Source organism: Halopelagius fulvigenes (assembly GCF_042662625.1).
GTDB lineage: Archaea > Halobacteriota > Halobacteria > Halobacteriales > Haloferacaceae > Halopelagius > Halopelagius fulvigenes.
This window is the reverse complement of sequence record NZ_JBHSXH010000015.1, coordinates 222,428-243,036: the sequence shown is the minus strand read 5'-3', so window position 1 is coordinate 243,036 and position 20,609 is coordinate 222,428. Positions and strand designations below refer to the sequence as shown.

At 67.0% G+C, this 20,609-nt stretch carries 22 protein-coding genes; 9 read left to right on the top strand and 13 right to left on the bottom strand.

The window, feature by feature from the left end; all coding sequences use genetic code 11:
* Window positions 1-94: 94 nt before the first annotated feature.
* From pfkB to ACFQEV_RS11040, 10 genes are all read right to left on the bottom strand, one after another.
* Window positions 95-1,012, bottom strand: coding sequence for a 1-phosphofructokinase (pfkB, locus tag ACFQEV_RS11085; protein ID WP_379695836.1), 918 nt, complete (start codon window positions 1,010-1,012; stop codon window positions 95-97).
* Window positions 1,009-1,776 (bottom strand): HTH-type transcriptional regulator GlpR, encoded by a 768-nt coding sequence (gene glpR, locus ACFQEV_RS11080; RefSeq protein WP_379695834.1) that lies wholly within the window; start codon window positions 1,774-1,776, stop codon window positions 1,009-1,011. Before glpR ends, pfkB begins: the two co-directional genes overlap by 4 nt.
* 218 nt (window positions 1,777-1,994) lie before the next feature.
* A complete protein-coding gene (gene leuB, locus ACFQEV_RS11075; protein ID WP_379695832.1) occupies window positions 1,995-2,975 on the bottom strand; it encodes a 3-isopropylmalate dehydrogenase in 981 nt (326 codons plus the stop codon).
* Window positions 2,968-3,576, bottom strand: a complete 609-nt coding sequence (gene leuD / locus ACFQEV_RS11070) for a 3-isopropylmalate dehydratase small subunit (protein ID WP_379695830.1) — start codon at window positions 3,574-3,576, stop codon at window positions 2,968-2,970. Before leuD ends, leuB begins: the two co-directional genes overlap by 8 nt.
* The gene (leuC, locus tag ACFQEV_RS11065; protein WP_379695828.1) at window positions 3,573-4,994 is read right to left on the bottom strand and encodes a 3-isopropylmalate dehydratase large subunit; all 1,422 of its coding nucleotides are present in this window, start codon (window positions 4,992-4,994) and stop codon (window positions 3,573-3,575) included. The genes leuD and leuC overlap by 4 nt, the downstream gene beginning before the upstream one ends.
* Entirely contained in the window at window positions 4,987-5,214 is a 228-nt protein-coding gene (locus ACFQEV_RS11060; RefSeq protein ID WP_379695826.1) for a hypothetical protein, read from the bottom strand. The genes leuC and ACFQEV_RS11060 overlap by 8 nt, the downstream gene beginning before the upstream one ends.
* Window positions 5,215-5,219: 5 nt before the next feature.
* A complete protein-coding gene (ilvC, locus tag ACFQEV_RS11055; protein WP_379695824.1) occupies window positions 5,220-6,263 on the bottom strand; it encodes a ketol-acid reductoisomerase in 1,044 nt (347 codons plus the stop codon).
* Complete coding sequence (ilvN, locus tag ACFQEV_RS11050; RefSeq protein ID WP_379695821.1) at window positions 6,260-6,943, bottom strand: acetolactate synthase small subunit; 684 nt, start codon at window positions 6,941-6,943, stop codon at window positions 6,260-6,262. The genes ilvC and ilvN overlap by 4 nt, the downstream gene beginning before the upstream one ends.
* Window positions 6,940-8,694 carry a biosynthetic-type acetolactate synthase large subunit gene (ilvB, locus tag ACFQEV_RS11045; protein WP_379695819.1) on the bottom strand — a complete coding sequence of 585 codons (1,755 nt, stop codon included), beginning with the start codon at window positions 8,692-8,694 and terminating at the stop codon, window positions 6,940-6,942. The genes ilvN and ilvB overlap by 4 nt, the downstream gene beginning before the upstream one ends.
* Before the next feature lie 393 nt (window positions 8,695-9,087).
* Window positions 9,088-10,332 (bottom strand): LeuA family protein, encoded by a 1,245-nt coding sequence (locus ACFQEV_RS11040; RefSeq protein ID WP_379699841.1) that lies wholly within the window; start codon window positions 10,330-10,332, stop codon window positions 9,088-9,090.
* A gap of 417 nt (window positions 10,333-10,749) precedes the next feature.
* Here ACFQEV_RS11040 and ACFQEV_RS11035 point away from each other — a divergent pair, with 417 nt between their 5' ends.
* Complete coding sequence (locus ACFQEV_RS11035) at window positions 10,750-11,037, top strand: DUF5779 family protein (RefSeq protein ID WP_379695817.1); 288 nt, start codon at window positions 10,750-10,752, stop codon at window positions 11,035-11,037.
* On the opposite strand, the gene ACFQEV_RS11030 is transcribed toward ACFQEV_RS11035, so the two are convergent.
* Window positions 11,018-11,743 carry a fosmidomycin resistance protein gene (locus ACFQEV_RS11030; RefSeq protein WP_379695815.1) on the bottom strand — a complete coding sequence of 242 codons (726 nt, stop codon included), beginning with the start codon at window positions 11,741-11,743 and terminating at the stop codon, window positions 11,018-11,020. The genes ACFQEV_RS11035 and ACFQEV_RS11030 overlap by 20 nt on opposite strands.
* A 132-nt stretch (window positions 11,744-11,875) precedes the next feature.
* Here ACFQEV_RS11030 and ACFQEV_RS11025 point away from each other — a divergent pair, with 132 nt between their 5' ends.
* Together ACFQEV_RS11025 and ACFQEV_RS11020 are read left to right on the top strand one after the other, a co-directional pair.
* Window positions 11,876-12,562 carry a hypothetical protein gene (locus tag ACFQEV_RS11025; protein ID WP_379695813.1) on the top strand — a complete coding sequence of 229 codons (687 nt, stop codon included), beginning with the start codon at window positions 11,876-11,878 and terminating at the stop codon, window positions 12,560-12,562.
* A 93-nt stretch (window positions 12,563-12,655) separates the two neighbouring features.
* Entirely contained in the window at window positions 12,656-13,075 is a 420-nt protein-coding gene (locus ACFQEV_RS11020) for an MPN domain-containing protein (protein ID WP_379695811.1), read from the top strand.
* A gap of 8 nt (window positions 13,076-13,083) precedes the next feature.
* On the opposite strand, the gene ACFQEV_RS11015 is transcribed toward ACFQEV_RS11020, so the two are convergent.
* A complete protein-coding gene (locus ACFQEV_RS11015) occupies window positions 13,084-13,296 on the bottom strand; it encodes a ribbon-helix-helix domain-containing protein (protein ID WP_379695809.1) in 213 nt (70 codons plus the stop codon).
* Between the two features lie 264 nt (window positions 13,297-13,560).
* On the opposite strand from ACFQEV_RS11015, the gene ACFQEV_RS11010 reads away from it, so the two are divergent.
* Complete coding sequence (locus tag ACFQEV_RS11010; protein WP_379695807.1) at window positions 13,561-13,887, top strand: hypothetical protein; 327 nt, start codon at window positions 13,561-13,563, stop codon at window positions 13,885-13,887.
* A gap of 82 nt (window positions 13,888-13,969) precedes the next feature.
* Here the strand turns inward: ACFQEV_RS11010 and aglJ are convergent, their stop codons facing one another.
* Complete coding sequence (aglJ, locus tag ACFQEV_RS11005; protein WP_379695805.1) at window positions 13,970-14,986, bottom strand: S-layer glycoprotein N-glycosyltransferase AglJ; 1,017 nt, start codon at window positions 14,984-14,986, stop codon at window positions 13,970-13,972.
* A 209-nt stretch (window positions 14,987-15,195) separates the two neighbouring features.
* Here aglJ and aglF point away from each other — a divergent pair, with 209 nt between their 5' ends.
* The 5 genes from aglF to ACFQEV_RS10980 all read left to right on the top strand — a co-directional run bounded on the left by aglF (window position 15,196) and on the right by ACFQEV_RS10980 (window position 20,544).
* Window positions 15,196-15,957 carry a UTP--glucose-1-phosphate uridylyltransferase AglF gene (gene aglF / locus ACFQEV_RS11000; protein WP_379695803.1) on the top strand — a complete coding sequence of 254 codons (762 nt, stop codon included), beginning with the start codon at window positions 15,196-15,198 and terminating at the stop codon, window positions 15,955-15,957.
* A gap of 81 nt (window positions 15,958-16,038) precedes the next feature.
* Window positions 16,039-17,193 carry a glycosyltransferase gene (locus tag ACFQEV_RS10995; RefSeq protein WP_379695801.1) on the top strand — a complete coding sequence of 385 codons (1,155 nt, stop codon included), beginning with the start codon at window positions 16,039-16,041 and terminating at the stop codon, window positions 17,191-17,193.
* Window positions 17,190-18,245, top strand: a complete 1,056-nt coding sequence (locus tag ACFQEV_RS10990; RefSeq protein ID WP_379695799.1) for a glycosyltransferase family 4 protein — start codon at window positions 17,190-17,192, stop codon at window positions 18,243-18,245. Before ACFQEV_RS10995 ends, ACFQEV_RS10990 begins: the two co-directional genes overlap by 4 nt.
* 11 nt (window positions 18,246-18,256) lie before the next feature.
* The gene (locus ACFQEV_RS10985; RefSeq protein ID WP_379695797.1) at window positions 18,257-19,618 is read left to right on the top strand and encodes a sulfatase; all 1,362 of its coding nucleotides are present in this window, start codon (window positions 18,257-18,259) and stop codon (window positions 19,616-19,618) included.
* Complete coding sequence (locus ACFQEV_RS10980; RefSeq protein WP_379695795.1) at window positions 19,615-20,544, top strand: hydrolase; 930 nt, start codon at window positions 19,615-19,617, stop codon at window positions 20,542-20,544. The genes ACFQEV_RS10985 and ACFQEV_RS10980 overlap by 4 nt, the downstream gene beginning before the upstream one ends.
* The last annotated feature ends 65 nt before the right edge of the window (window positions 20,545-20,609 follow it).

The window sequence follows — 20,609 nt, the reverse complement described above, 5'->3', positions numbered from 1 at the left end:
TTCACGATAGTTACTAAATGAATTCAAAAACCCTTTCGGATACGAGCGTTTTTGATCGTTTTGTCCCGTGCGAGGGCACGAACGAGCACTCGTGTCAGGTCTGAGAGACGTTTACGCCGCTTCGAGCGTCGAACACGCCGTCGAAGTCGGGCACGCGGGTGCCGGAGACGGAGACGACGCGCGCGGCGACGGTCACGCCCGTCTGGAGGGCGACGGTTTCGGATTCGCCGCGGGCCAGCCCCGCGAGGAAGCCCGAGAGGAGGGCGTCGCCCGCGCCGACCGTATCAACCACGTCCGCGTCCGCGGCGGGCGCGTGAACGGACTCCGACTCGGAGACGAGGAGGGCACCGTCCGGTCCGAGCGACGCGACGACGTAGCGGAAGCCTCGCTCCCGGAGTTCGGCGGCCGCCGCGGCGCACTCCTCGATGGAATCGACCGACCGGCCGGTCGCCTCGCCCAGTTCCTCGCGGTTCGGCTTGCAGACGAGGTACTCGGCGTCCAGTTCCGTGAGGAGCGACCCGCTCGTATCGACGGCGGTGTCCCACTCGCCCGCGCGGGCGAGTCTGTCCACCGCGTCCGTCGTGACGCCGGCGGGGAGGCTCCCGGCGACGACGACGGTGTCCGGGTCGTGCGTCCCGACCCGTTCGACGAGGTCCGAGACGGCGTCCTCGCCGACCGTCGGGCCGTCGTGGTTTATCTTGTACTCGGCGTCCGGACTCAGGACGGTCGTGTTCAGTCGCGTCCGGTCGGGGATCTCCACGAAGTCGTTGGGGACGCCGTCGTCGTCGAGTTGCGTCCGGATCATCCGACCGAAGGGGCCGCCGAGAAAGCCCGTCGCCGGCGCGGAGACGTCGAGCGCGGTGAGGTACTTCGAGACGTTGATCCCCTTGCCGCCGGCGTCGAACTGGGCGTCGTCCGTTCGGGCGACGGCCCCCGATTTCAGCGGTTCGTCGATGCGGAGGGTGTGGTCCACCGCCGGGTTCATCGTGACCGTCACCAGGTCGTCGGTCACTCCGGAGTCACCTCGCGGACCGTCATCCCCTCGTTCTCGAACGCCTCGCGTTCGCGGGTCGGGAGGTCGCCGTCCGTGACGAACAGGTCCACGTCGTCCACCTCCGCGAACTGGACGAAGCTCCGCTTTCCGACCTTCGTCGTGTCCGCGACGAGGACGACGCGGGACGCCTTCTCGACCATCAGCTGCTTCATCCGCGCTTCGTCCTCGTTCGGCGTCGTCAGGCCGCCGTCCACGTCGACGGCGTTCGTGCCGAGAAACAGCAGGTCGAAGTTCGTCCGCTCCATGAACGACTCCGCCGTCGGTCCGACCAGGGCGCGCGTCCGGCGGCGGAGGGTGCCGCCGGTCAACTTCACGTCGTTGTCCTCCTTACCGAGTTCGACGGCGAGACGCGGCGAGTTCGTCACCGCGAGGATGGACCCGTCCTTCGGGGCCTTCTGGGCCACCTGCATCGTCGTCGTCCCGGAGTCGAAGAAGACGACCTGTCCGTCCGATATCTCCGAGACCGCTCCGTCCGCTATCGCTCGCTTCCCGTCGAGGTTCTGCACCTCCTTCTGTCCGTACGTCTGTTCGCGTCCGACGGTGGTGACGGGGACTGCGCCTCCGTGGGACCGTTCGATGAGGCCGCGGTCCTCTAACTCCCGAAGGTCGCGCCTGATGGTCGCCTTCGAGTAGTCGAGTTCCTCCGAGAGACCCTCGACGGACCGTCCGTCGTCCGCCGAAACGAGTTCCACGATTCGCCGTTTTCGCTCTGCGGGTAACATGGGCGTCGGTCGTGTACGCGGATTACCGCCGTTCGTTGTTAATTGTTTGTGTTCGAGAATCGACCGTCTCTGTTCGGTTCGATCGAAAACCGAAGACGAACGAACACGGCGCTCCGCGGGAGTGCGGTCCGTCCCGCGCCGAGACTGCCGTCGGCGAACGGAACCGAGGACGCGGCCGAGAATCGAACGGGAACAGAAACGAAAACCGCGCTCGGCGGTCAGTCGAGACGGTCGAGGACGGCGTTCGTCACGTCCTCGGTGGACGCGTCGCCGCCTAAGTCGGGCGTTCGCGGCCCGTCGGCGAGGACGCCCTCGACGGCGTCTCGAACCCGCCGTCCCTCCCCGTCGTAGCCGAGATACTCCAACAGCATCGCGGCGGAGACGATGGTCGCCGAGGGGTTGGCGACGCCCTCGCCCGCGATGTCCGGCGCGGTGCCGTGGACGGGTTCGAAGAGGGCGCGTTCGGGCCCGATGTTCGCCGACGGCAGGAGGCCGAGGCCCCCGACCAGACCGGCGGCGAGGTCCGAGAGCACGTCGCCCGCGAGGTTCGGGCAGACGACCACGTCGAACTGCGTCGGGTCGAGACAGACGCGCGTGGCGAACGCGTCCATCAGCACCTCGTCCGTCTCGACGCCGCGGTCCTCGGCGACGGAGACGACGGCGTCGCGGAACCGACCGTCCGTCTCGCGCATCACGTTCGCCTTGTGCGCGACGGAGAACCCGTCGTACTCGCGGTCTGCCACGTAGTCGCAGGCGAACTCGGCGAGTCGCTCCGAGGCGGAGGTGGTCACGACGCGCGTCAGAGTCGAGAGGTCCTCCGAGAGGCGGTCCTCGTGGCCCGAGTAGACGCCCTCGGTGTTCTCTCTGAGGAACACCAGGTCCGTCTCCGGCCGCAGGGCGTCCACGCCGGGGTACGCCTTCGCCGGGCGGACGTTGACGAACGAGTCCACCGCGGTTCGGAGGGGGAGGATGACGTCTGCGGCCGTCTCGCCCGCCGCGCCGAACAGGGTGGCGTCGGCGGAGGCGGCCAACTCGTACGTCTCCTCGGGCAGTGCCTCGCCCGTCTCCTCCTTCACGGCGTCGCCGGCGTCGGCCTCGACGAACTCGAAGTCGCCGACCGCTTCGAGGACTGACACCGCCGCCGGGACGACTTCCTTCCCGATGCCGTCGCCGGGGATAACGACGATCTCCTCAGTCATCGACGTAGGGCAGGGAGGCGGCCTTCTGCGCGACGGCGTCGGCGTTGGACTTCATCAGCGCCGTCGTGTCCCAGACGCCCTCGGTGAGGGCTCTCCGCTGTGCGTCGTCCACCGTCGCCTCGATGGTCGTCTCTCCGTAGGTGACCGTCTCGTTCCCCACGTCCACGTCTATCTCCTCGTCGGGGTGTTCCTCGACCCAGTCTTGGAGTTCGGTGATCGTCTCGTGGTCCGCGGTGACCGTCGGGATGCCGAGTGCGAGGCAGTTACCCGCGAAGATTTCGGCGAACGACTCGCCGACGATGGCGTCGATGCCCCACCGCATCAGCGCTTGGGGGGCGTGTTCGCGGGAGGACCCGCAGCCGAAGTTGGCGTTGACGACCATCACCGAGGCGTCCTGGAACTGCGGTTCGTTGAACGGGTGGTCCTTCTGGTCGTCGTTCTCGTCGAATCGCTGGTCGAAGAACGCGAACTCCCCGAGGCCGTCGAACGTGACGACCTTCATGAACCGCGCCGGGATTATCTGGTCGGTGTCGATGTCGTTCCCTCGAATGGGGACGCCGGACCCCGAGACGGAGTCGATTTCGGGTATCTCGTCGGTCATGCCAGTTTCACCTCCTTCAGGTCGCGCACGTCGGTCACCTTCCCCTCGATGGCCGCGGCGGCCACCATCCGGGGGTTCATCAGCACGGTGCGGCCGTCTTTCGACCCCTGCCGACCGATGAAGTTGCGGTTCGAGGAGGACGCGCACGCCTCGTCGCCCTCCAGTTGGTCCTCGTTCATGCCGAGACACATCGAACAGCCCGCGCCGCGCCACTCGAAGCCGGCTTCCTTGAATATCTCGTCTAAGCCCTCCTCCTCGGCGGCGGCCTTCACGCGCTGACTGCCGGGGACGACCATCGCGCGGACGTCCTCGTGAACCTGCCGCCCCTCGACGACCCGCGCCGCGCGGCGCAGGTCGGGGAGGCGAGCGTTCGTGCACGACCCGAGGAAGGCGACGTCTATCTGGTAGCCCTCCATCGTGTCGCCGGGTTCGACGCGCATGTGCTCTTGGGCGCGTCGCGCGGTGTCCCGCTTGCCCGCGGGGAGGTCCTCCGGGGCCGGAATCGGATCGGTGATGCCGATTCCCTGCCCGGGGGTCGTCCCCCACGTGACGACGGGTTCGAGTTCGGAGCCGTCGATTGTGACCACGTCGTCGTAGACGGCGTCCTCGTCCGACCGTACGGACTCCCAGTAGGGCTTCAGTTCGTCGAACTTCTCGGGGTTCTCTCGGAAGTAGTCGGTCTCTTTCAGCCACTCGTAGGTGGTCTCGTCGGGGTTGACGTATCCCGCGCGCGCGCCGCCCTCGATGGACATGTTGCAGATGCTCATCCGGCCCTCCATGTCGAGGTTCTCGATGGCCTCGCCGGCGTACTCGTACACGTAGCCGACGCCGCCCTCGGTACCGAGGCGGCGGATGACTTCGAGGATGATGTCCTTCGCCTCGACGCCGTCGCCGAGTTCGCCGGTGACCTCTATCTTCCGGACGTCCTTCTTCTCCATCGCGACGGTCTGGGTCGCCAGCACGTCGCGAATCTGGCTCGTCCCGATACCGAACGCGAGTGCGCCGAACGCGCCGTGCGTCGAGGTGTGGGAGTCGCCGCAGACGATGGTCTTCCCGGGTTGGGTGAGTCCCTGTTCGGGCCCGATGACGTGGACGATGCCCTGTTCGCCCGAGGTGGGGTCGGAGAACTCGATGCCGGCGTCGCGGACGTTCTGTTCGAGTTCGGACATCATCTCCTCGGCGGCGTCGTCGCGGAACGGCCGCGACTGGTCCGCCGTCGGGACAATGTGGTCGACGGTGGCGTGGGTGAGTTGGGGGTAGGCGACCTCTAAGTCGCGTTCCTGCAGCATGCCGAACGCCTGCGGACTCGTCACCTCGTGGATGAGGTGGAGGCCGACGAACAGCTGCGTCTGCCCGGTCGGCAGCTCCGAGACGGTGTGTTCCTCCCACACCTTGTCGTACAGCGTTCCCTCACTCATCTACATCACCGTCGCCGCGCTTCCATACCTCGTTCGCCCCCTCGCCGTTCCGGGGGGTGTGGTCCACGTCGGACATCTCGTCCGCCGCGTCGTCTCCGTCGTCTCGGTTCTCGCCACCGTCGGCCACGGCCGGTCCGCGCCGGTACACGTCGTAGCCGAACGTCTCGCCCGTCTCCGGGTGCGCGTGGCTTATCTCCTTCATCGGTGTTCGGTCTGTCATCGTCGTCAGTCGTCCGCGGGTGCTTCCGCCGTCTCTTCGTCCTCGTCTCCGTCGTCGGACCACGCGAACAGGTCGCGCAGGGGCCGACCGACTTCCTCGATGTGGTGGTTCTCTTCCGCGTCCTTCAGTTGGGTGTAGGAGGGACGGCCCGCCTGGTTCTCCGCGATCCACTCGCGGGCGAACGTGCCGTTCTGGACCTCTTCGAGGATCTCCTCCATGTTCTCGCGGGCGTGTTCGTCCACGACGCGGTCGCCGCGCGTGAGGCCGCCGTACTCGGCGGTGTCGGAGACGGAGTTCCACATCTCCTCGAGTCCGCCCTCGTACATCAGGTCCACGATGAGCTTGAGCTCGTTCAGGCACTCGAAGTAGGCCATTTCGGGGGAGTAGCCCGCGTCCACGAGCGTCTCGTAGCCCTGCTTCACCAGCGAGGTGACGCCGCCGCAGAGGACGACCTGTTCGCCGAACAGGTCGGTCTCGACCTCCTCTTGGAACGTCGTCTCGATGACGCCCGCGCGGGTGCAGCCGATGGCGTGCGAGTACGCCAGCGCCTCCTCCTTCGCGTCGCCCGTCACGTCCTGGTAGACGGCGATGAGGCCGGGCGTCCCCTCGTCGTTCTCGTAGTTTCGGCGGACGAGGTGGCCCGGCGACTTCGGGGCGACCATCGTCACGTCCACGTCCTCGGGGGGCTGAATCTGGTTGTAGTGGATGTTGAACCCGTGGGCGAACTGGAGCGTGTCGCCCTCGTCTAAGCTGTCCCGGATCTGCTCGAACACCGCCGGCTGGACGGTGTCAGGGACGAGCACGGAGACGATGTCGCCCTCGGCAGCCGCCTCGACGGGCGTGGCCACGCGCAGGCCGTCCGACTCTGCGGCGGAGCGAGAGGACGACCCCTCGCGGAGGCCGACGACCACGTCGACCCCGCTCTCTGCGAGGTTCTGCGCGTGGGCGTGGCCCTGACTGCCGTAGCCGAGGATGGCTACGGTCTTGTCGTCGATCTGCGAGCGGTCCGCGTCGTCGTCGTAGTATACCTTCGTGTTGAGATCAGTCATTTGTGTGTATGGGTGGGTTTCGTCGGTTCGCCGGAGGTCGCGGGTTTCTCTCCGGGGACTGTCGCTTGGTCGCCGCGCGCCAGCGCCGTCTGGCCCGTCCGGGCTATCTCGATGATGCCGAACTGGCGGAACGCGTCGATGGCGTCGTCTATCTTCTGCTCGTCGCCGGTGAGTTGGACCGTGATGGTCCGCGGCCCGGCGTCGAGCGTCTTGCCCTCGTACATCTCCGTGACGGCGTGCACCTTGTCGGGTTCGTCGCCCTCGACTTTCAGGAGGACGAGTTCCGTCCGCACGGCGTCGTCGTCGAGTTCGCCGGCGTTGATGACCGGCTTCAGCTTCGAGAGCTGCTTCTTTATCTGGTCGATGCCGGGGTCGGGTTCCTCGACGACCATCGTGATCCGGGCGTGGCCGTCGACCGTCGTCGGGCCGACGGTGAGGCTCTCGATGTTGAACTGCCGCCGCGAGACGAGTCCCGCGATGCGCGACAGCACGCCCGGTTCGTTCTCGACTAACGCCGAGATGACCGCCCGACGGGGGTCGTGCTCCGCCTCGACTTCGGGGTCGATGCGGATACCTTGGGAGTTGCGCCGCCCGTCCGGGTGCGGTCGTTCCTCCGGCGCGGGCCCTTTCAGTCCGTGCTTCGGCGGGGAGTCGTCGGAATCGGAGTCCTGCGAGCTCATAGTTGATCCTCCGTCAGCGCGAACTTCCCGTTCGGCGCGCCCGAGGCGACCATCGGGTAGACGTTCTCCGCGGGGTCGATGTGGAAGTCGATGACCGAGGGGCCGTCGTAGTCGAGTGCCGCCTCGATGGTCTCTGCGACTTCGTCGTACTCGTCCACGCGGAATCCGCGCGCGCCGAACGCCTCGGCGAGTTTGTCGAACTCGGGGCACCAGCCGTAGTCGGCCGCCATGCGGCGACGCTCGAAGAAGGCGTCCTGCCACTGGCGGACCATCCCGATGTACTCGTTGTTGAGTACGGCGACGGTGATGTCGAGTTCCTCGCGGACCGCGACGGACAGTTCCTGAATCGTCATCAGGAACGACCCGTCGCCGTCGATGCAGACGACGTCTTGGTCGTCGTCCGCGGCGAGTCGCGCGCCGATGGCGGCCGGGAGGCCGTAGCCCATCGTCCCGAGGCCGTGCGAGGAGACCCACGTCCGGGGCTCCGTGAACGTCCAGTACTGCGCGGCCCACATCTGGTGTTGGCCGACGCCCGACGTGACGACGGTGTCGTCGTCGGTGGCCTCGTCGAGGCACTCGACGACGAACTGCGGTTTCACCGGTTCGTCGTCCGGCGTCGCGTAGTCCATCGGGTACTCGGACTTCCACGTCCGACACTGGTCGCGCCACTCTTTGATGTCCGGACTGCGCTCCATCGCGTCGTCTATCTGCTCGATGACGCGGCCCGCGTCGCCCACGAGGGGGTAGTCCGCGTGGATGTTCTTCGATATCTCCGCGGGGTCGATGTCGATGTGGACGACTTCGGCCTCCGGCGCGAACGTGTCGATGCCGCCGGTGAGGCGGTCGTCGAAGCGCGTCCCGACCGCTATCAGCAGGTCGGTGTGCGTGATGGCCATGTTCGCGTAGCCGGTTCCGTGCATCCCGGCCCACGACAGACAGAGGTCGTGATCCTCCGGGAACGACCCGATGCCGGGCATCGTCGTCACCACGGGGACGCCGTGGTCGATGGCGAACGAACGGGCTTCCTCGGAGGCGTTGCCCTTGACGACGCCGCCGCCGAACAGAAGCACCGGCTTCTCGGCGGCTTCGATGGCCTTCGCGGCCGTCTCCACGTCGTCGGGGTCGGCCTCCAACTGGGGTTCCGTCGTCTCCGGCGTCTCCGCCGGGCCGGGTTCGCGGTCCGTCTCGCCGAGGGTGACGTCCTTCGGCAGGTCGACGAGCGTCGGGCCCGGGCGGCCCTGCCCGGCGAGGGCGAACGCCTCGCCGACGGTGTCGCCGACGCTGTCGGCGTCGCCCGCGAAGTAGTTGTGCTTCGTTATCGGCGCGGTGACGCCCGTCGTGTCGGTCTCTTGGAACGCGTCCGACCCGACCATGTCCGAGGGGACCTGTCCCGTCAGCGCGAGCATCGCGTCGGAGTCCATGTTGGCGTCGGCGATGCCGGTGACGAGGTTGGTCGCGCCCGGACCGGACGTGGCGAGACAGAGGCCGGGGTCGCCGCGGACGACGCCGTACGCGTCGGCGGCGTGGGCGGCGCCCTGTTCGTGCGCCATCGTCACGTGCCGGATGTCGGAACTATAGAGGGCGTCGTAGACGGGCATGATCGCCCCGCCCTGGACGCCGAACGCGGCTTCGACGCCGGCGTTTTCGAGGGCGCGGACGACCGAGGACGCGCCGGTGGTGACCGGCGTCCGGTCGGCCGACTCCTCGGACGCGGCGTCGTCGTCCTGCGAGGGGGGCGCGTGTTCGCTCATGTCGCGGCCCCCCGTCGGGAGTGTCGCGTGGTCGGGTGTCGATACGTCCGCCGTCGGTCGCGTGCGTGGGGTTGCTGGTGCTCCATTACCGGGTGTACTCGTGGTTCTCTGGTGGTGTTGTGAACGCGGTGCGCAGTCCGTCGATAGAAGTGAAGTAAGGGGCTAGGCAGCCCCTACAATAATGAGCGACCGGACAGCGGCCACGTCGTCCGTCGCCGCCACTACGGGCTGGGCGGCGGGGACGGACGCGTCGAGTACGGCCTGCTGTCGCATCGTACTCGTTGGATTCGTCCGGTCGCTTATCAACGTTTCGCGCGGCGCAACGATTGCAGGGGACGGCCCGGGCGTCGCGCACCCGCGGCTCACGAGCGTGAGCGAACGGGGCGCGCGGCATCAGGCGCGAACCTCCTCCTCTTCGTCGTCGCGCTCGACGCCCACCTCGCGGGCGAAGCGCGTGAGCACGTCCACCGTCACGCGCTCTTTCTCCGCGCCGTAGTCTTTGACCCGGCGCGTCACCTCGCGGACCTCGTCGTCCGTCGGGACGAAGCCGGAGTCCTCCAGTCGCTTGCGGACGGAGTGTGCGCCGGTGTGCTTGCCGAGGACGAACTCGCGCTGTGCGCCCACCATCTCCGGCGTCATCACGCCCGGCTCGAACGTGTCCGAGTTCTCGATGACGCCCGCGGCGTGGATGCCGCTCTCGTGGGAGAAGGCGTTGCGCCCGACGACCGGCTTGTTCGCCGGCACCGGGATGTCGCTCGCCTCTTCGACCATCCGGGAGAGTTCCGTAATGCGCGTGGTGTCGATGCCGCTGTCCACGTCGTACAGCGACTCCGCGGACATGACGACCTCCTCGTAGGCGGCGTTGCCGGCGCGTTCGCCGATGCCGTTGACCGACACCTGCGCCTGCGACGCGCCCGCCTCGAAGCCGGCCATCGCGTTGGCGGTGGCCAGCCCGAAGTCGTCGTGGGCGTGGACGTCTATCTTCGCCGACGTGTGCTCTCGGACCGTCCGAATCAGGTCCGCGAAGCGCGTCGGCGTCGCGACGCCGCACGTGTCCGGGATGTTGACCCAGTCAGCCCCGGCGTCGTCCGTCGCCTCCAGTATCTCGGCGAGGAACTCCACGTCCGTTCGCGTGGCGTCCATCGGCGAGAACATGACTTCGACGCCGGCTTCCTTCGCACGCTCGACACTGGCGACTGCGCGCTCGACGGCCTCCTCCTTCGAGGCGTGCATCGAGTCCGCCAGTTGCACGTCGCTGGTGCTGACGAAGACGTGGACCATCTCCACCCCCGAATCGAGGGCGGCCTCCACGTCCTTGTCGACGACGCGCGCCAGACCGCACACGGTCGTGTCGGTGGCGGCGGCGATGTCGCTCACGGCCTCGAACTCGGCGTCCGAGTTGACCGGGAAGCCCGCCTCGATGACGTGCGTCCCCATCTCGTCGAGGGTGGCCGCGATGTCCCGCTTCTCCTCGTAGCTGAACGAGGTGCGTGGCGACTGCTCGCCGTCGCGCAGCGTGGTGTCGAAAATCCGTACGTTCTGAATTTCTGGTTCAGTAATTTGGGCTAATGTGCCCTGGAAGAACTCGACCCGCCGGGGAATCCGACGAAGCCTCCTTGTCGTTAGACATTGTATCAGTCCCGTGCCTACAGCGGTATATAAGCGTTTCCGTGAGACAGTGACACGGCTGGTACTCGCTCCCTCGACGCAACCGCCTCGAACCCCGTAATCGCACGACGTAAACGGGATTGGTCAATCCAAGGTGTTTGTATCACCTTATATTCCTGCGGCGGTCGAACCGGTTGGCGTTCCGTACAATAGTCAAATTTCGTCTCTAAAGTTGAGGAATTATCTCTCGGCGTCCTCGCGCGCGGTCCGATGTGGACGAACGTGGAGCGTCCGGCGGGGACGGGGCGGGGGCCGAGAGGAGGAGGCGACGCCGCACGCCTCGGACCGGCGGGCGCGATTCGACGGGTTCGGTTCCCGTCAGTTCTCAGTCAGGAGACCGTCGAGACGACCGAACGCTTTTCGTGTTGGTCTCCAATCCGAACCGATATGGGCGACTTCAAACTCAACCTCGCCTCCGCCGAGGAGCATCTCGACGAGGAGAACGCAGAGGGGGACGTGGTGCTAGCGGCCCTCGACGGAACGACCGACCCCGACGAGTGGATTCGGAGCGTCGAGAACGGGAACGTCCTGTTTCTCGCCATCGAGGGGGACCTGAACGAACTGGCGACGGGGTTCGCGCGCGAGATCAAGGACATGGGCGGGAGCCTGATGCACTTCCGGAACTTCCTCGTTGTCACGCCGCCGGGGACGAACATCAACACCGACCGTCTCTGAACGTCAGGACGTGGCCGTCGGCGTCGCGGACGCGAAGGCCGCCGTCTACCTCTTCCGGGCCGTCGGCCCACGGACCGCCGGCTTCGACCGCCGCCTCGGCGTCCTCCGCGGCGAACGTCAGGTCCACGTGGACGCCCCCGCGCGCGTCCGCGATTCCCAACTGCGGTTCCCACAGTTCGATATCGACCGGTCCGGAGAGGCGAACTCGCCGCCTCTCCGCGCCCTCGTCTACGACTTCGAACCCGAGAGCGCGGTACCGTTCCTCGGCGCTGTCTAAATCGGCCACCTCCAACACCACCTCGAAGATGCCGGTGAGGGGGCCGGCGTCGTCCGGTCCGACGGCCCCGTCCGCGCCCGCCGACTCGGCCGACTCCGTGCCGCCGACTTCGACGCAGTTCCCGTCGGGGTCGTAGACGTACACCGACCGCGACGACCCGAAGGAGAACTCCACGGGGTCCAGATCGGAGAAGCGTTCGACCCACCCGTTGTACGCCTCGCGGGTGGTCGAGAAGGCGTAGTGGGTGTGGATTCCGCCGCGGGGGACGGCGGTCGGTCGCCGGAGGACGAGCGTCGTCTCCCCCACGTCGTAGGCGACTTCCGAGTCCGACTCGTCGGCCGGGACCAGCCCGAGCCGAGTCTCGTAGAACTCGCGGGCGGACCCGACGTACTTCACTTCGAGTGCGAGGCGGCAGAGGTGGGTGAGCATGGCGGCCCTACGCGCGCCGGCCCGAAATAGATCCCTCTGACCCGCGAGCGTTTCGCTCCGATCCGCGAACCGTCGCCCGCCGGGCGTGTCACGGCGGGAGCGTTTAAGCGCGTTCCGGCCCTCTGTTCGGGCATGCCGATGAAGGGGAGCGGTTCGAGCGAGTACCGCGAAATCGACCGCTGGGACGACGGGGTCGGGTGGATAGCGTACCCCGAGGAGGACATGCAACGGGCCAGTCACGCCGTCGTCGGCGACGACGGGGGCGTCTGGGTGTTCGACCCGGTGGACGCGCCGGAACTCGACGACCTGTTGGCCGAGTTCGGGGACGTCGCGGGCGTCGTCGTCGGACTCGACCGGCACAAGCGCGACGCCGCCGAGATAGCGACCCGCCACGGGGTTTCGGTGTACGTTCCCGACTGGATGGCGGGTGTGGTAGAGGAGATAGCCGCGCCCGTCGAACGGTTCGGCCGCCGCCTCGGCGACTCCGGGTTCGAGTCGTTCGTCGTCCGCGACGCCTCCATCCCGCCGTGGCAGGAGGCGGGGTTCGTCCGCCGGTCCGACGGGACGATGGTCGTCCCCGAGTCGGTGGGCACCGCGTCGTTCTTCCGCGCGCCGGGCGAGACGGTGGGCGTCCACCCGATGCGCCGGCCGTTCCCGCCGCGGAAGAACCTCTCGGGGTACGACCCCGAACGACTCCTCGTCGGCCACGGCGAGGGCGTTCTCGCGGGGGCGGCCCGCGCACTCGAACAAGCGCTGGACGACGCGCGGCGGAACATGCCGGGCGCGTACGGGCGCGCGGTCAGGGAGATGGTCTCCTGAAACGACGCCCTCGAAGCGCCGTTCCCGGCGCGAGTCCGCCGAGCGGCGTCGAATCCGGTCACGTTTTTTATCTGTTCCCCCCGTAGTTCTACCGTGGTACACATCACCCGCGGCTTGCTCGACGTTCTCCTCGACATGGCCGAGGAGAGCGAACCCGAGCGGATGAGCGTCGTCCTCACGGCGACGCCCGCCGGCGACTTCGAACGAGACGTCGGCCTAGACCCCGAGACGCCCGTACTGACGACGTTCTACCTCCCCGATGCCGGCAGCTCCGTCAACGCCGTCTTCGGCTTGGACCTCGGGACGCCCGCCGGGCGCGGGCGCGCGAGGTTCGTCTCTCACCCGCAGGGGCCGCCCCGGCCGACGCGAGAGGACGACTTCGCCGCGGCCGTCATCGTCGCCGTCCCCCCGTGGGAGGACGAGTCGGTCAAGGCGTTCGACCGGAGCGGACGCGGGTTCGGACTCGACGTCGTGGACGCCCACCCGCCGAACGAGTCGCTCGCCTCCGAGTAACTACCCGATCACCTGTCGAGATACCCCAAATCCGCGAGTTGGTCGGTTATCTCCTCGAACTGTGCCTCCGTGAGCTGTCCCTCCTTCTGGTGTTGGATGACGATACTCCGCAGGAGGAACCGAACGAGGTCGCTCGTACTGGAGAAACTCGTCCCCTCGATGGTCTCTTCGACGCGGTCCGCGAGGTCCTTCGGGATGGACACGGTGGTGTAGTCCGTCATCGTCGTTCTCGTCGGTGACGACGTTCCGGGTAAGTATAACGGATGCGCTCGATTCCCCCGGTCCGCCGCCGTCCCGCCGAGCGTGTCGGCCCCGAATCGGCGACGGACGGCGGCCGATTCGGCTCCGGGCGGAATCGAGGACCGCAGACGGAACCGAGGACCGCGGATGGAGTCCGACGGCGACGTCGAGGGGAGATTCCCGCGTCTCGTCCGCCAGAGCGTCAGTCGGGGGTTTTTCCAACGATGAACACGTATCGGCCCGTAATGGCGGTCAGACCACCACAGCAGGGAGGGGACGAACCGGACACGCTCGAGTTCGGTATCGCGGCGCTCGACGCTCGACTGTCCGAAGCCGAGATTCAGTTCCCGGCCACCGACGACGAAGTGGTCCGCGCCCTCGACAACGCGAAGATACCGTACGACGCCTCGGGCAACGGCGTCGCGATCGAGGAAGCGCTCTCGTCGGTCCCGTCCTCGGAGTTCGATACCGAGACGGAGCTTCTGAACCAACTGCACCCGGTGTTCGAGGAGTACCGCTCCTCGGCGTCCGGCGGGTTCTTACAGCAGCTTCGAAGTCTGCTCCCCTTCTGAGTCGTCGCCTCTCCTCGCCGTCGCCCCCTCTCGCGCGGTCCGTCGTTTCTCGTCTCCCGCGGGTCGCCAACCGCCGCCGCGTTCAGCCCCGGTTCGTCCGTTCGACCGTCTCCCCGTCCGGCGCGGGCGCGTCCTCGGCGGCGTCCGCCCTTTTCGCCGCCCTCGTCGTCTCGCCGGACTCGCTCGACTCGAACTCGTCGTCTATCTTTCGGAGCGTGTCGCGGTGCAGCGTCAGGATGAGGTCGGAGAGGACGCCGAACATCAGGAGTTGGACGCCGAACAGGATGGCGCCCGCGGCGACGACGGCGAGCACCTCGTGCGAGACGCGGACCGTCACCCACTCGACGGCGACGTAGACGGCGACGAGGATCCCGATGAGGGTGGAGATACCGCCGACGCTCCCGAAGTAGAACAGCGGGTTGTTCGTCTTCGCTCGGCGGTACAGCTCCAGAAAGATGATGCCGCCGTCGCGGATGGGCCGCAGGTTCGTGTCCGACCCGGACGGACGGGGGAGGTACGCGATGGGGACGACCGCCGTCTTGATGTTCCGCTTGATGCACTCGACGGCCATCTCCGTCTCGACGCCGAACCCGTCCGCCGTGAGGGTCATCCGCGAGAACGATTCGCGCGTGAAGGCGCGGTAGCCCGAGAGGATGTCCTCGAAGTTCTGGCCGTGGATGGCCGCGAAGGCGTCGTTGACGATGCCGTTTCCGATCTGGTTGAACTTCGTCATCGCCCCGTCGCGCATGTCGGCGAACCGGTCGCCGATGACGTGTTCGTACCCCTCGTCTAAGGGTTCCAGCATCGCCTGCGCGTCCTCCGCGCGGTACGTCGCGTCGCCGTCGAGCATCAGGACGTACGGCGCGTCGATGTGGTACTCGACCGCCTCGCGGATGGCCTGTCCCTTTCCGGACCCCGACTGCATGGCGACGCGCGCGCCGCGTTCCTCGGCGACCTCCGCGGTGCCGTCTTCGGACCCGCCGTCGATGACGAGGATGTTCTCGAAGCCCTCCTCGCGGAAATTCTCTACGACGCGGCCGATGGTCTCGGCCTCGTTGTAGGTGGGGATGAGAACGCAGACGGAGTCGAGTGGCGGCATTGGACGGATTTCTTTGGGGGTAGCGCAAAAGGGTTGCTGTCTCTGTCGGCAACGTCACCAGAACGCTTCGCGTTCCGGTTGGCGGACAAGACGCTTCGCGTCTCGTCACCGTCGCCGGCGGCGTTCGGTCGACACGCAGGAGATGCGTCTCGATATAGCGGATGCGTTTACACATGAGATATATACGCGCTTACGGAGAAGAACCGGACATGCAAGCAGTGGTTCTCGCGGCGGGCAAAGGAACTCGACTTCGACCCCTCACCGACGACAAACCGAAGGGGATGGTCGAAATCGACGGCGAACCGATCATCACCCACTGCCTCGACCAACTCCGAGAGCTCGGCGCCGACGAGTTCGTCCTCGTGGTCGGGTACCTGAAGGAGAGGATAATCAGCCACTACGGCGACGAGTACGAGGGCATTCCGATAACCTACGCCCACCAACGCGAACAGAAGGGACTCGCGCACGCGTTGCTGACCGTCGAAGAACACATCGACGACGACTTCATGCTCATGCTCGGAGACAACGTCTTCCGGGCGAACCTGAAGGACGTCGTCCGACGGCAACGCGAGGACCGGGCCGACGCCGCCTTCCTCGTCGAGGAGGTGCCGTGGGAGGAAGCGAGTCGGTACGGCGTCTGCGACACCAACAAGTACGGCGAGATTACCGACGTCGTCGAGAAACCCGACGACCCGCCGTCGAATCTCGTCATGACCGGATTTTACACCTTCTCGCCGGCGATATTCCACGCGTGCCGCCTCGTGCAACCGTCCGACCGCGGCGAGTACGAGATTTCGGACGCCGTCGACCTGTTGATAGAGAGCGGACGGACCATCGACGCCCTGCGCCTCGAAGGGTGGCGCATCGACGTCGGCTACCCCGAAGACCGGGACGAAGCAGAGCGGAGGATACAGGCCGAACGCGGCGACGAGGGGGCGGGGCAAGCGAGCGCCGAGGGCGAGTCGGAGTAATCGCACCGACGCCCGGACGAGACGAACGCGGACGACGACTCAGACCGCGGGGATTTTTATCTCCGTCCCTGAAGGACGGGTATGCGTACGTTCGTCCGCCGCCTCGTCTCCGCAGTCGCGGGATTACTGTCGTTGACGGGGTTACCCTACGTGCTGTATCTTCTGCTGTACAAGGTCTGGAACCCCTCCGGGTCGCCCGCGAAGAAGGAACCCGCCGAACCGACGGTCAGCGTCGTCCTCCCGACGTACAACGAGGAACGCATCATCGAGAACAAACTCCGCGACATCGTCTCGCTCGACTACCCCACGGAGAAAGTCGAAGTCGTCGTCGTCGACTCCAGCGACGACGACACGCGAGACATCGTTCGGAGCTTCTTCGCCGAACGTGAACACCCGACGCTGAACCTCCTCGAAGAGGACGAACGGCGGGGACTCGCGCCCGCCCTCAACGACGCCTACGCCGCCGCGGAAAACGAGATGGTCGTCAAGACGGACTGCGACTCGAAAGTCGCCGCCGACGCCCTCCGCGAGGCCGCCGCGAACCTCGCCGACCCCGACGTGGGCGCGGTCACCGGCCGCAACGTCGAGGTCCTCGGCGGGAGCGAAGTCGAGGAGGGGTACCGCGGCGTCCAGGCGATGATTCAGACGCTGGAGAGCCACATCGACTCGACGCTCATCTTCCACGGGCCGTTCTCCGCGTTCGAGAACGACGAGATCGTCCCCATCGACCCGAACTCCATCGCGGACGACACCGAACTCGCCCTGAAGATTCGGCGCAACGGCAAGCGCGTCGTCTTCGACCCCGACGTCCGCTACATGGAGGCGTCTCACTCCGAGTTCGGGAAGCGACGGACGCAGAAGGACCGCCGGGCGATGGGCCTGATTCGGCTGTTGGTCCAGCACCGCGACGCACTCGGGCGACACGGCCTCTACGGCGGCGTCGTCCTCCCGTTCAACTGGTGGTTCATGATACTCTCGCCGTGGCTTCTCGCGGGCGCGGTGGCGGCGACGACGCTCGCCGGACTCGCCGTCGCGGGGCCGTTCGGTCTCGCCGTTCCGGCCGCGCTGGGGGCGTTCACCCTCCTCGGCTCTCGGGACCGCTTGGGGGGCCTCCAACCCATCTACGCCGTGTTCGACACGCAGGTGTCGCTGCTCTTCGCTGCGGTGAAGCTGCTGCGCGGCGAGGGGTCGGCGATCTGGGACGTGGACGAGGAACTCCGGGACGTGTACGAATGAAGATACTGCAGGTGACGCCGCGGTACCCGCCGCAGTCGGGCGGCGTGGAGACGCACGTTCGTGAGATCTCCGAGCGACTGGTCGAACGCGGTCACGACGTGACGGTGGTCACCGCCGACGCCGGAGATGGCGGTTTCCGGCGGGAACGCCGCAACGGCGTTCGGGTGCGTCGGCACCGGGGACTCGCACCGGGCGGGGCGATGCACGTCTGCCCGCAGGTGACCGCCGCCGTCCGACGTCGCGACGCGGACATCGTCCACGCGCACAACTACCACTCGTTCCCCCTCTTTTTCGCCGCCCTCGGCGTCGGCGACCGACGGTTCGTCGCGACGCCGCACTACCACGGCGGGAGCGCGGACTCCCTCAGAGATCGGTTGCTCTCGCTGTACCGACCGCTCGGTCGGCGGGCCGTCCGACGCGCCGACGCCGTCGTCGCCGTCAGCGACTGGGAGCGAGAGCGGTTGGCCGACGACTTCGGCGTCGATGCGACGGTGATCCCGAACGGACTCGACGTGGACCGATTCGAGCGCGCCGAACCGGTCGTCCGGGACCGACCGTACCTCCTGACTGTCGGTCGATTGGAGGAGTACAAGGGCGTCCAACACGCGATTCGAGCCCTCTCCGAACTGTCGGCGTACGACCTTCTCGTGGTGGGGTCGGGACCGTACCGCGACGAACTCGAACGGATCGCTCGGGAGGAGGGCGTGGACGACAGAGTGTCGTTCCTCGGATTCGTCGACGCCGACCGCATCCCCTCGCTCTACGCCGGCGCCAGCGCTCACCTGACGCTCTCGTCGTTCGAGGCGTACGGAATGACCGTCGCCGAGTCGTTGGCCGCAGGGACGCCGTGCGTGGTGCGCAAAGCGGGGGCACTCTCCGACTGGGTCGGCCGCGACGGGTGCGTCGGCGTCGGAGACGTCGAACCCGCCACGGTCGCGGAAGCGATCACCGAGGTCGTGAACCGCGACACGTCTTCCGCCGGCCTCCCCGATTGGGAGGCGGTCACCGATCGGATCGAGGAGAAGTACAGAGTGCTTTTGTCGCGTCGGTAGGAGCAAGGAGTATGAACGTCCTACTCGTCACCGTGGACTCGCTCCGCGCTGATAGGGTGAACGAGAGGGTCATGCCCTTCACGCGGTCGTTCGCGGACGACGCACTCGAATTCAGACAGTGCATCGCGAACGGTCCCTCTACGCCCGCCTCGTTCCCGTCCATCCACGCGAGCCGTCACTTCGCGAGCATCGAGGGGCTCGGAATCCCCGCAGAGGGTGGCGTCGTCACTCTCGCAGAGCGTCTTCGGGACGCCGGCTACGCCACCGCGGGGTACACGGACAACCACTTCGCCAGCGGGTCGTACAACTACGACCGCGGGTTCGACGTGATGCACGACGCCAGCGGTTCGACCGAAGCGGGGAGACTGAAGCAGTTCGTCCAGTCGAACCTCGACAAGAGCGGCCTCCTGTTCAAGACCATCGAACGCGTCTACACCCGCCTCGACGCGTTCTGGTCGGAGACGACCGGCAACGACAGCGAGTACGAACGCGCCGCCTCGCTCAACCGCCGCGCCCTCGAGTGGATAGACGAGAGGGACGCCGACGAGGACTGGTTCGTCTGGCTCCACTACATGGACGTCCACCACCCCTACGAGGCGCCCGAGGAGTACCAGCGACGGTTCCTCGACGAACAGATGGGCGTCGCCGAGTGTCGCCGCCTCTCGCGAAAGGGGACGCACCACCCCGAGGACGTCACCGACGAGGAGTGGGACCTGATCAAGAACCTGTACGACGCCGAGTGCGCCTACGCGGACGACCAGTTCGCCTCGCTCGTATCCGAACTCGACGCCCGCGGAGTCCGAGACGACACCGTCGTCTGCTTCACCGCGGACCACGGCGAACTCGTGGGCGAACACGGCCACGCGGGCCACCCGCCGGAGTTCTGGGAGGGCGTCGTGCGCGTCCCCTTCCTCGTCGACGGCGTCGGCGAGACGGGAACCGTCGACGGGCAGGTCCGACTCCTCGACACCGCCCCGACGCTCGCGGACGCCGCCGGCGTCGCCCCGCCGGACGAGTGGCAGGGCGCCTCCGCCCTCGATGTCGCCCGCGGTGACGTCGAGGCGCGGGAGTTCGCCTTCGGCGACGTGGGTCGGCAGATAGATTACAGCCGGAGCTTCGCGCGCCGGAGCGACGGGTGGAAACTCCTCCGCCACGCCGACGACGGCGAGTTCCTCTTCGACGTGAGCGAGACGCCCGACGAACAACCGGGGGACGACCGCTCCGGCGAGGAGAGCGAGGTGTACGACGAACTCGCCGCCGCCCTCGACGACCACCAGCGCCGAATGGCGGAGATGCGGCGCGGGGAACGCGGCGTCGACGAGGACGACGAGATGGTCGAAGACCACCTGCGAGAACTTGGATACCTACAATGACATTCAGCGATTGGATCCGCAAGACGAGGACGAGCGTTCGAGAGCGGGGCCCGGTAGACGGACTACGAGAGGGCGGCTACGAGTTGTACATCGGAGGGCTGCGACGGCTCAACAAGTTCTATCCGGGAACGACGAACGTCTACGACCGGGAGTGGGACGTGCTCCTCGTCCTCGATGCGTGCCGGGTCGACGTCATCGACGAAGTCGCGGACGAGTACCCCTTCCTCAACCGGCCGGACGAACTCGTCTCGGTCGGGAGTTCTTCCATCGAATGGCTCGAGAACACGTTCACCGAGCGTCGGCGGGACGAGATGAAGCGGACAGCGTACGTCACCGGAAATCCGTTCAGCCACCGCGTGCTCGACGACGATTCGTTGCGCAAACTCGACGAAGTGTGGCGGTACGAGTGGGACGACGAGGCGGGCACGATTCCGGGGCGACCGATAACCGACCGCGCTATCAGCACGAAGCGTGAACTCGACCCGGACCGACTCATCGTCCACTACATGCAACCGCACTTCCCGTCGATTCCCGACCCGTTGGGAGGGGGGATGAACGCCGAGACGTTGGGGGAAGGCGCGGGGTGGGAAGACCCGTGGGACAGACTGCGGAAGGGGGAGCTAACTCGCGAGAGAGTGTGGCGCAGCTACCGCGACAACCTCCGGTACATCCTCGGAGAGGTCGAACTGTTGCTCGGCAGCGTGGACGCCGAACGGGTCGTCGTCACCGCCGACCACGGGAACGCCGCCGGTGAACTGGGCGTGTACGGACATCCGAAGGTTCCGATACCGTCGATCCGTCGGGTCCCCTGGTACGAGACGAGCGCCGAAGATACGGGCGAGTACGATCCGAAACAGGACACGGAACGGAGCGCGCGAGACGAAGGGACCGTAGAGGAGAAGCTATCCGCGCTCGGGTACCTCTGACGTCGTCGGTCGGAGCGTAGCGTTCGACCACCGCGGGGTACCTGCTCGGAACGTTCCTTCCGTCG

What these genes read in the sequence shown, in the direction of transcription:
- glpR (WP_379695834.1), bottom strand. Translation starts at nt 1,776, where the DNA reads ATGTTACCCGCAGAGCGAAAACGGCGAATCGTGGAACTCGTTTCGGCG.
- leuB (WP_379695832.1), bottom strand. Translation starts at nt 2,975, where the DNA reads ATGACTGAGGAGATCGTCGTTATCCCCGGCGACGGCATCGGGAAGGAA.
- leuD (WP_379695830.1), bottom strand. Translation starts at nt 3,576, where the DNA reads ATGACCGACGAGATACCCGAAATCGACTCCGTCTCGGGGTCCGGCGTC.
- leuC (WP_379695828.1), bottom strand. Translation starts at nt 4,994, where the DNA reads ATGAGTGAGGGAACGCTGTACGACAAGGTGTGGGAGGAACACACCGTC.
- ACFQEV_RS11060 (WP_379695826.1), bottom strand. Translation starts at nt 5,214, where the DNA reads ATGACAGACCGAACACCGATGAAGGAGATAAGCCACGCGCACCCGGAG.
- ilvC (WP_379695824.1), bottom strand. Translation starts at nt 6,263, where the DNA reads ATGACTGATCTCAACACGAAGGTATACTACGACGACGACGCGGACCGC.
- ilvN (WP_379695821.1), bottom strand. Translation starts at nt 6,943, where the DNA reads ATGAGCTCGCAGGACTCCGATTCCGACGACTCCCCGCCGAAGCACGGA.
- ilvB (WP_379695819.1), bottom strand. Translation starts at nt 8,694, where the DNA reads ATGAGCGAACACGCGCCCCCCTCGCAGGACGACGACGCCGCGTCCGAG.
- ACFQEV_RS11035 (WP_379695817.1), top strand. Translation starts at nt 10,750, where the DNA reads ATGGGCGACTTCAAACTCAACCTCGCCTCCGCCGAGGAGCATCTCGAC.
- ACFQEV_RS11030 (WP_379695815.1), bottom strand. Translation starts at nt 11,743, where the DNA reads ATGCTCACCCACCTCTGCCGCCTCGCACTCGAAGTGAAGTACGTCGGG.
- ACFQEV_RS11025 (WP_379695813.1), top strand. Translation starts at nt 11,876, where the DNA reads ATGCCGATGAAGGGGAGCGGTTCGAGCGAGTACCGCGAAATCGACCGC.
- ACFQEV_RS11015 (WP_379695809.1), bottom strand. Translation starts at nt 13,296, where the DNA reads ATGACGGACTACACCACCGTGTCCATCCCGAAGGACCTCGCGGACCGC.
- ACFQEV_RS11010 (WP_379695807.1), top strand. Translation starts at nt 13,561, where the DNA reads ATGGCGGTCAGACCACCACAGCAGGGAGGGGACGAACCGGACACGCTC.
- aglJ (WP_379695805.1), bottom strand. Translation starts at nt 14,986, where the DNA reads ATGCCGCCACTCGACTCCGTCTGCGTTCTCATCCCCACCTACAACGAG.
- aglF (WP_379695803.1), top strand. Translation starts at nt 15,196, where the DNA reads ATGCAAGCAGTGGTTCTCGCGGCGGGCAAAGGAACTCGACTTCGACCC.
- ACFQEV_RS10995 (WP_379695801.1), top strand. Translation starts at nt 16,039, where the DNA reads ATGCGTACGTTCGTCCGCCGCCTCGTCTCCGCAGTCGCGGGATTACTG.
- ACFQEV_RS10990 (WP_379695799.1), top strand. Translation starts at nt 17,190, where the DNA reads ATGAAGATACTGCAGGTGACGCCGCGGTACCCGCCGCAGTCGGGCGGC.
- ACFQEV_RS10985 (WP_379695797.1), top strand. Translation starts at nt 18,257, where the DNA reads ATGAACGTCCTACTCGTCACCGTGGACTCGCTCCGCGCTGATAGGGTG.
- ACFQEV_RS10980 (WP_379695795.1), top strand. Translation starts at nt 19,615, where the DNA reads ATGACATTCAGCGATTGGATCCGCAAGACGAGGACGAGCGTTCGAGAG.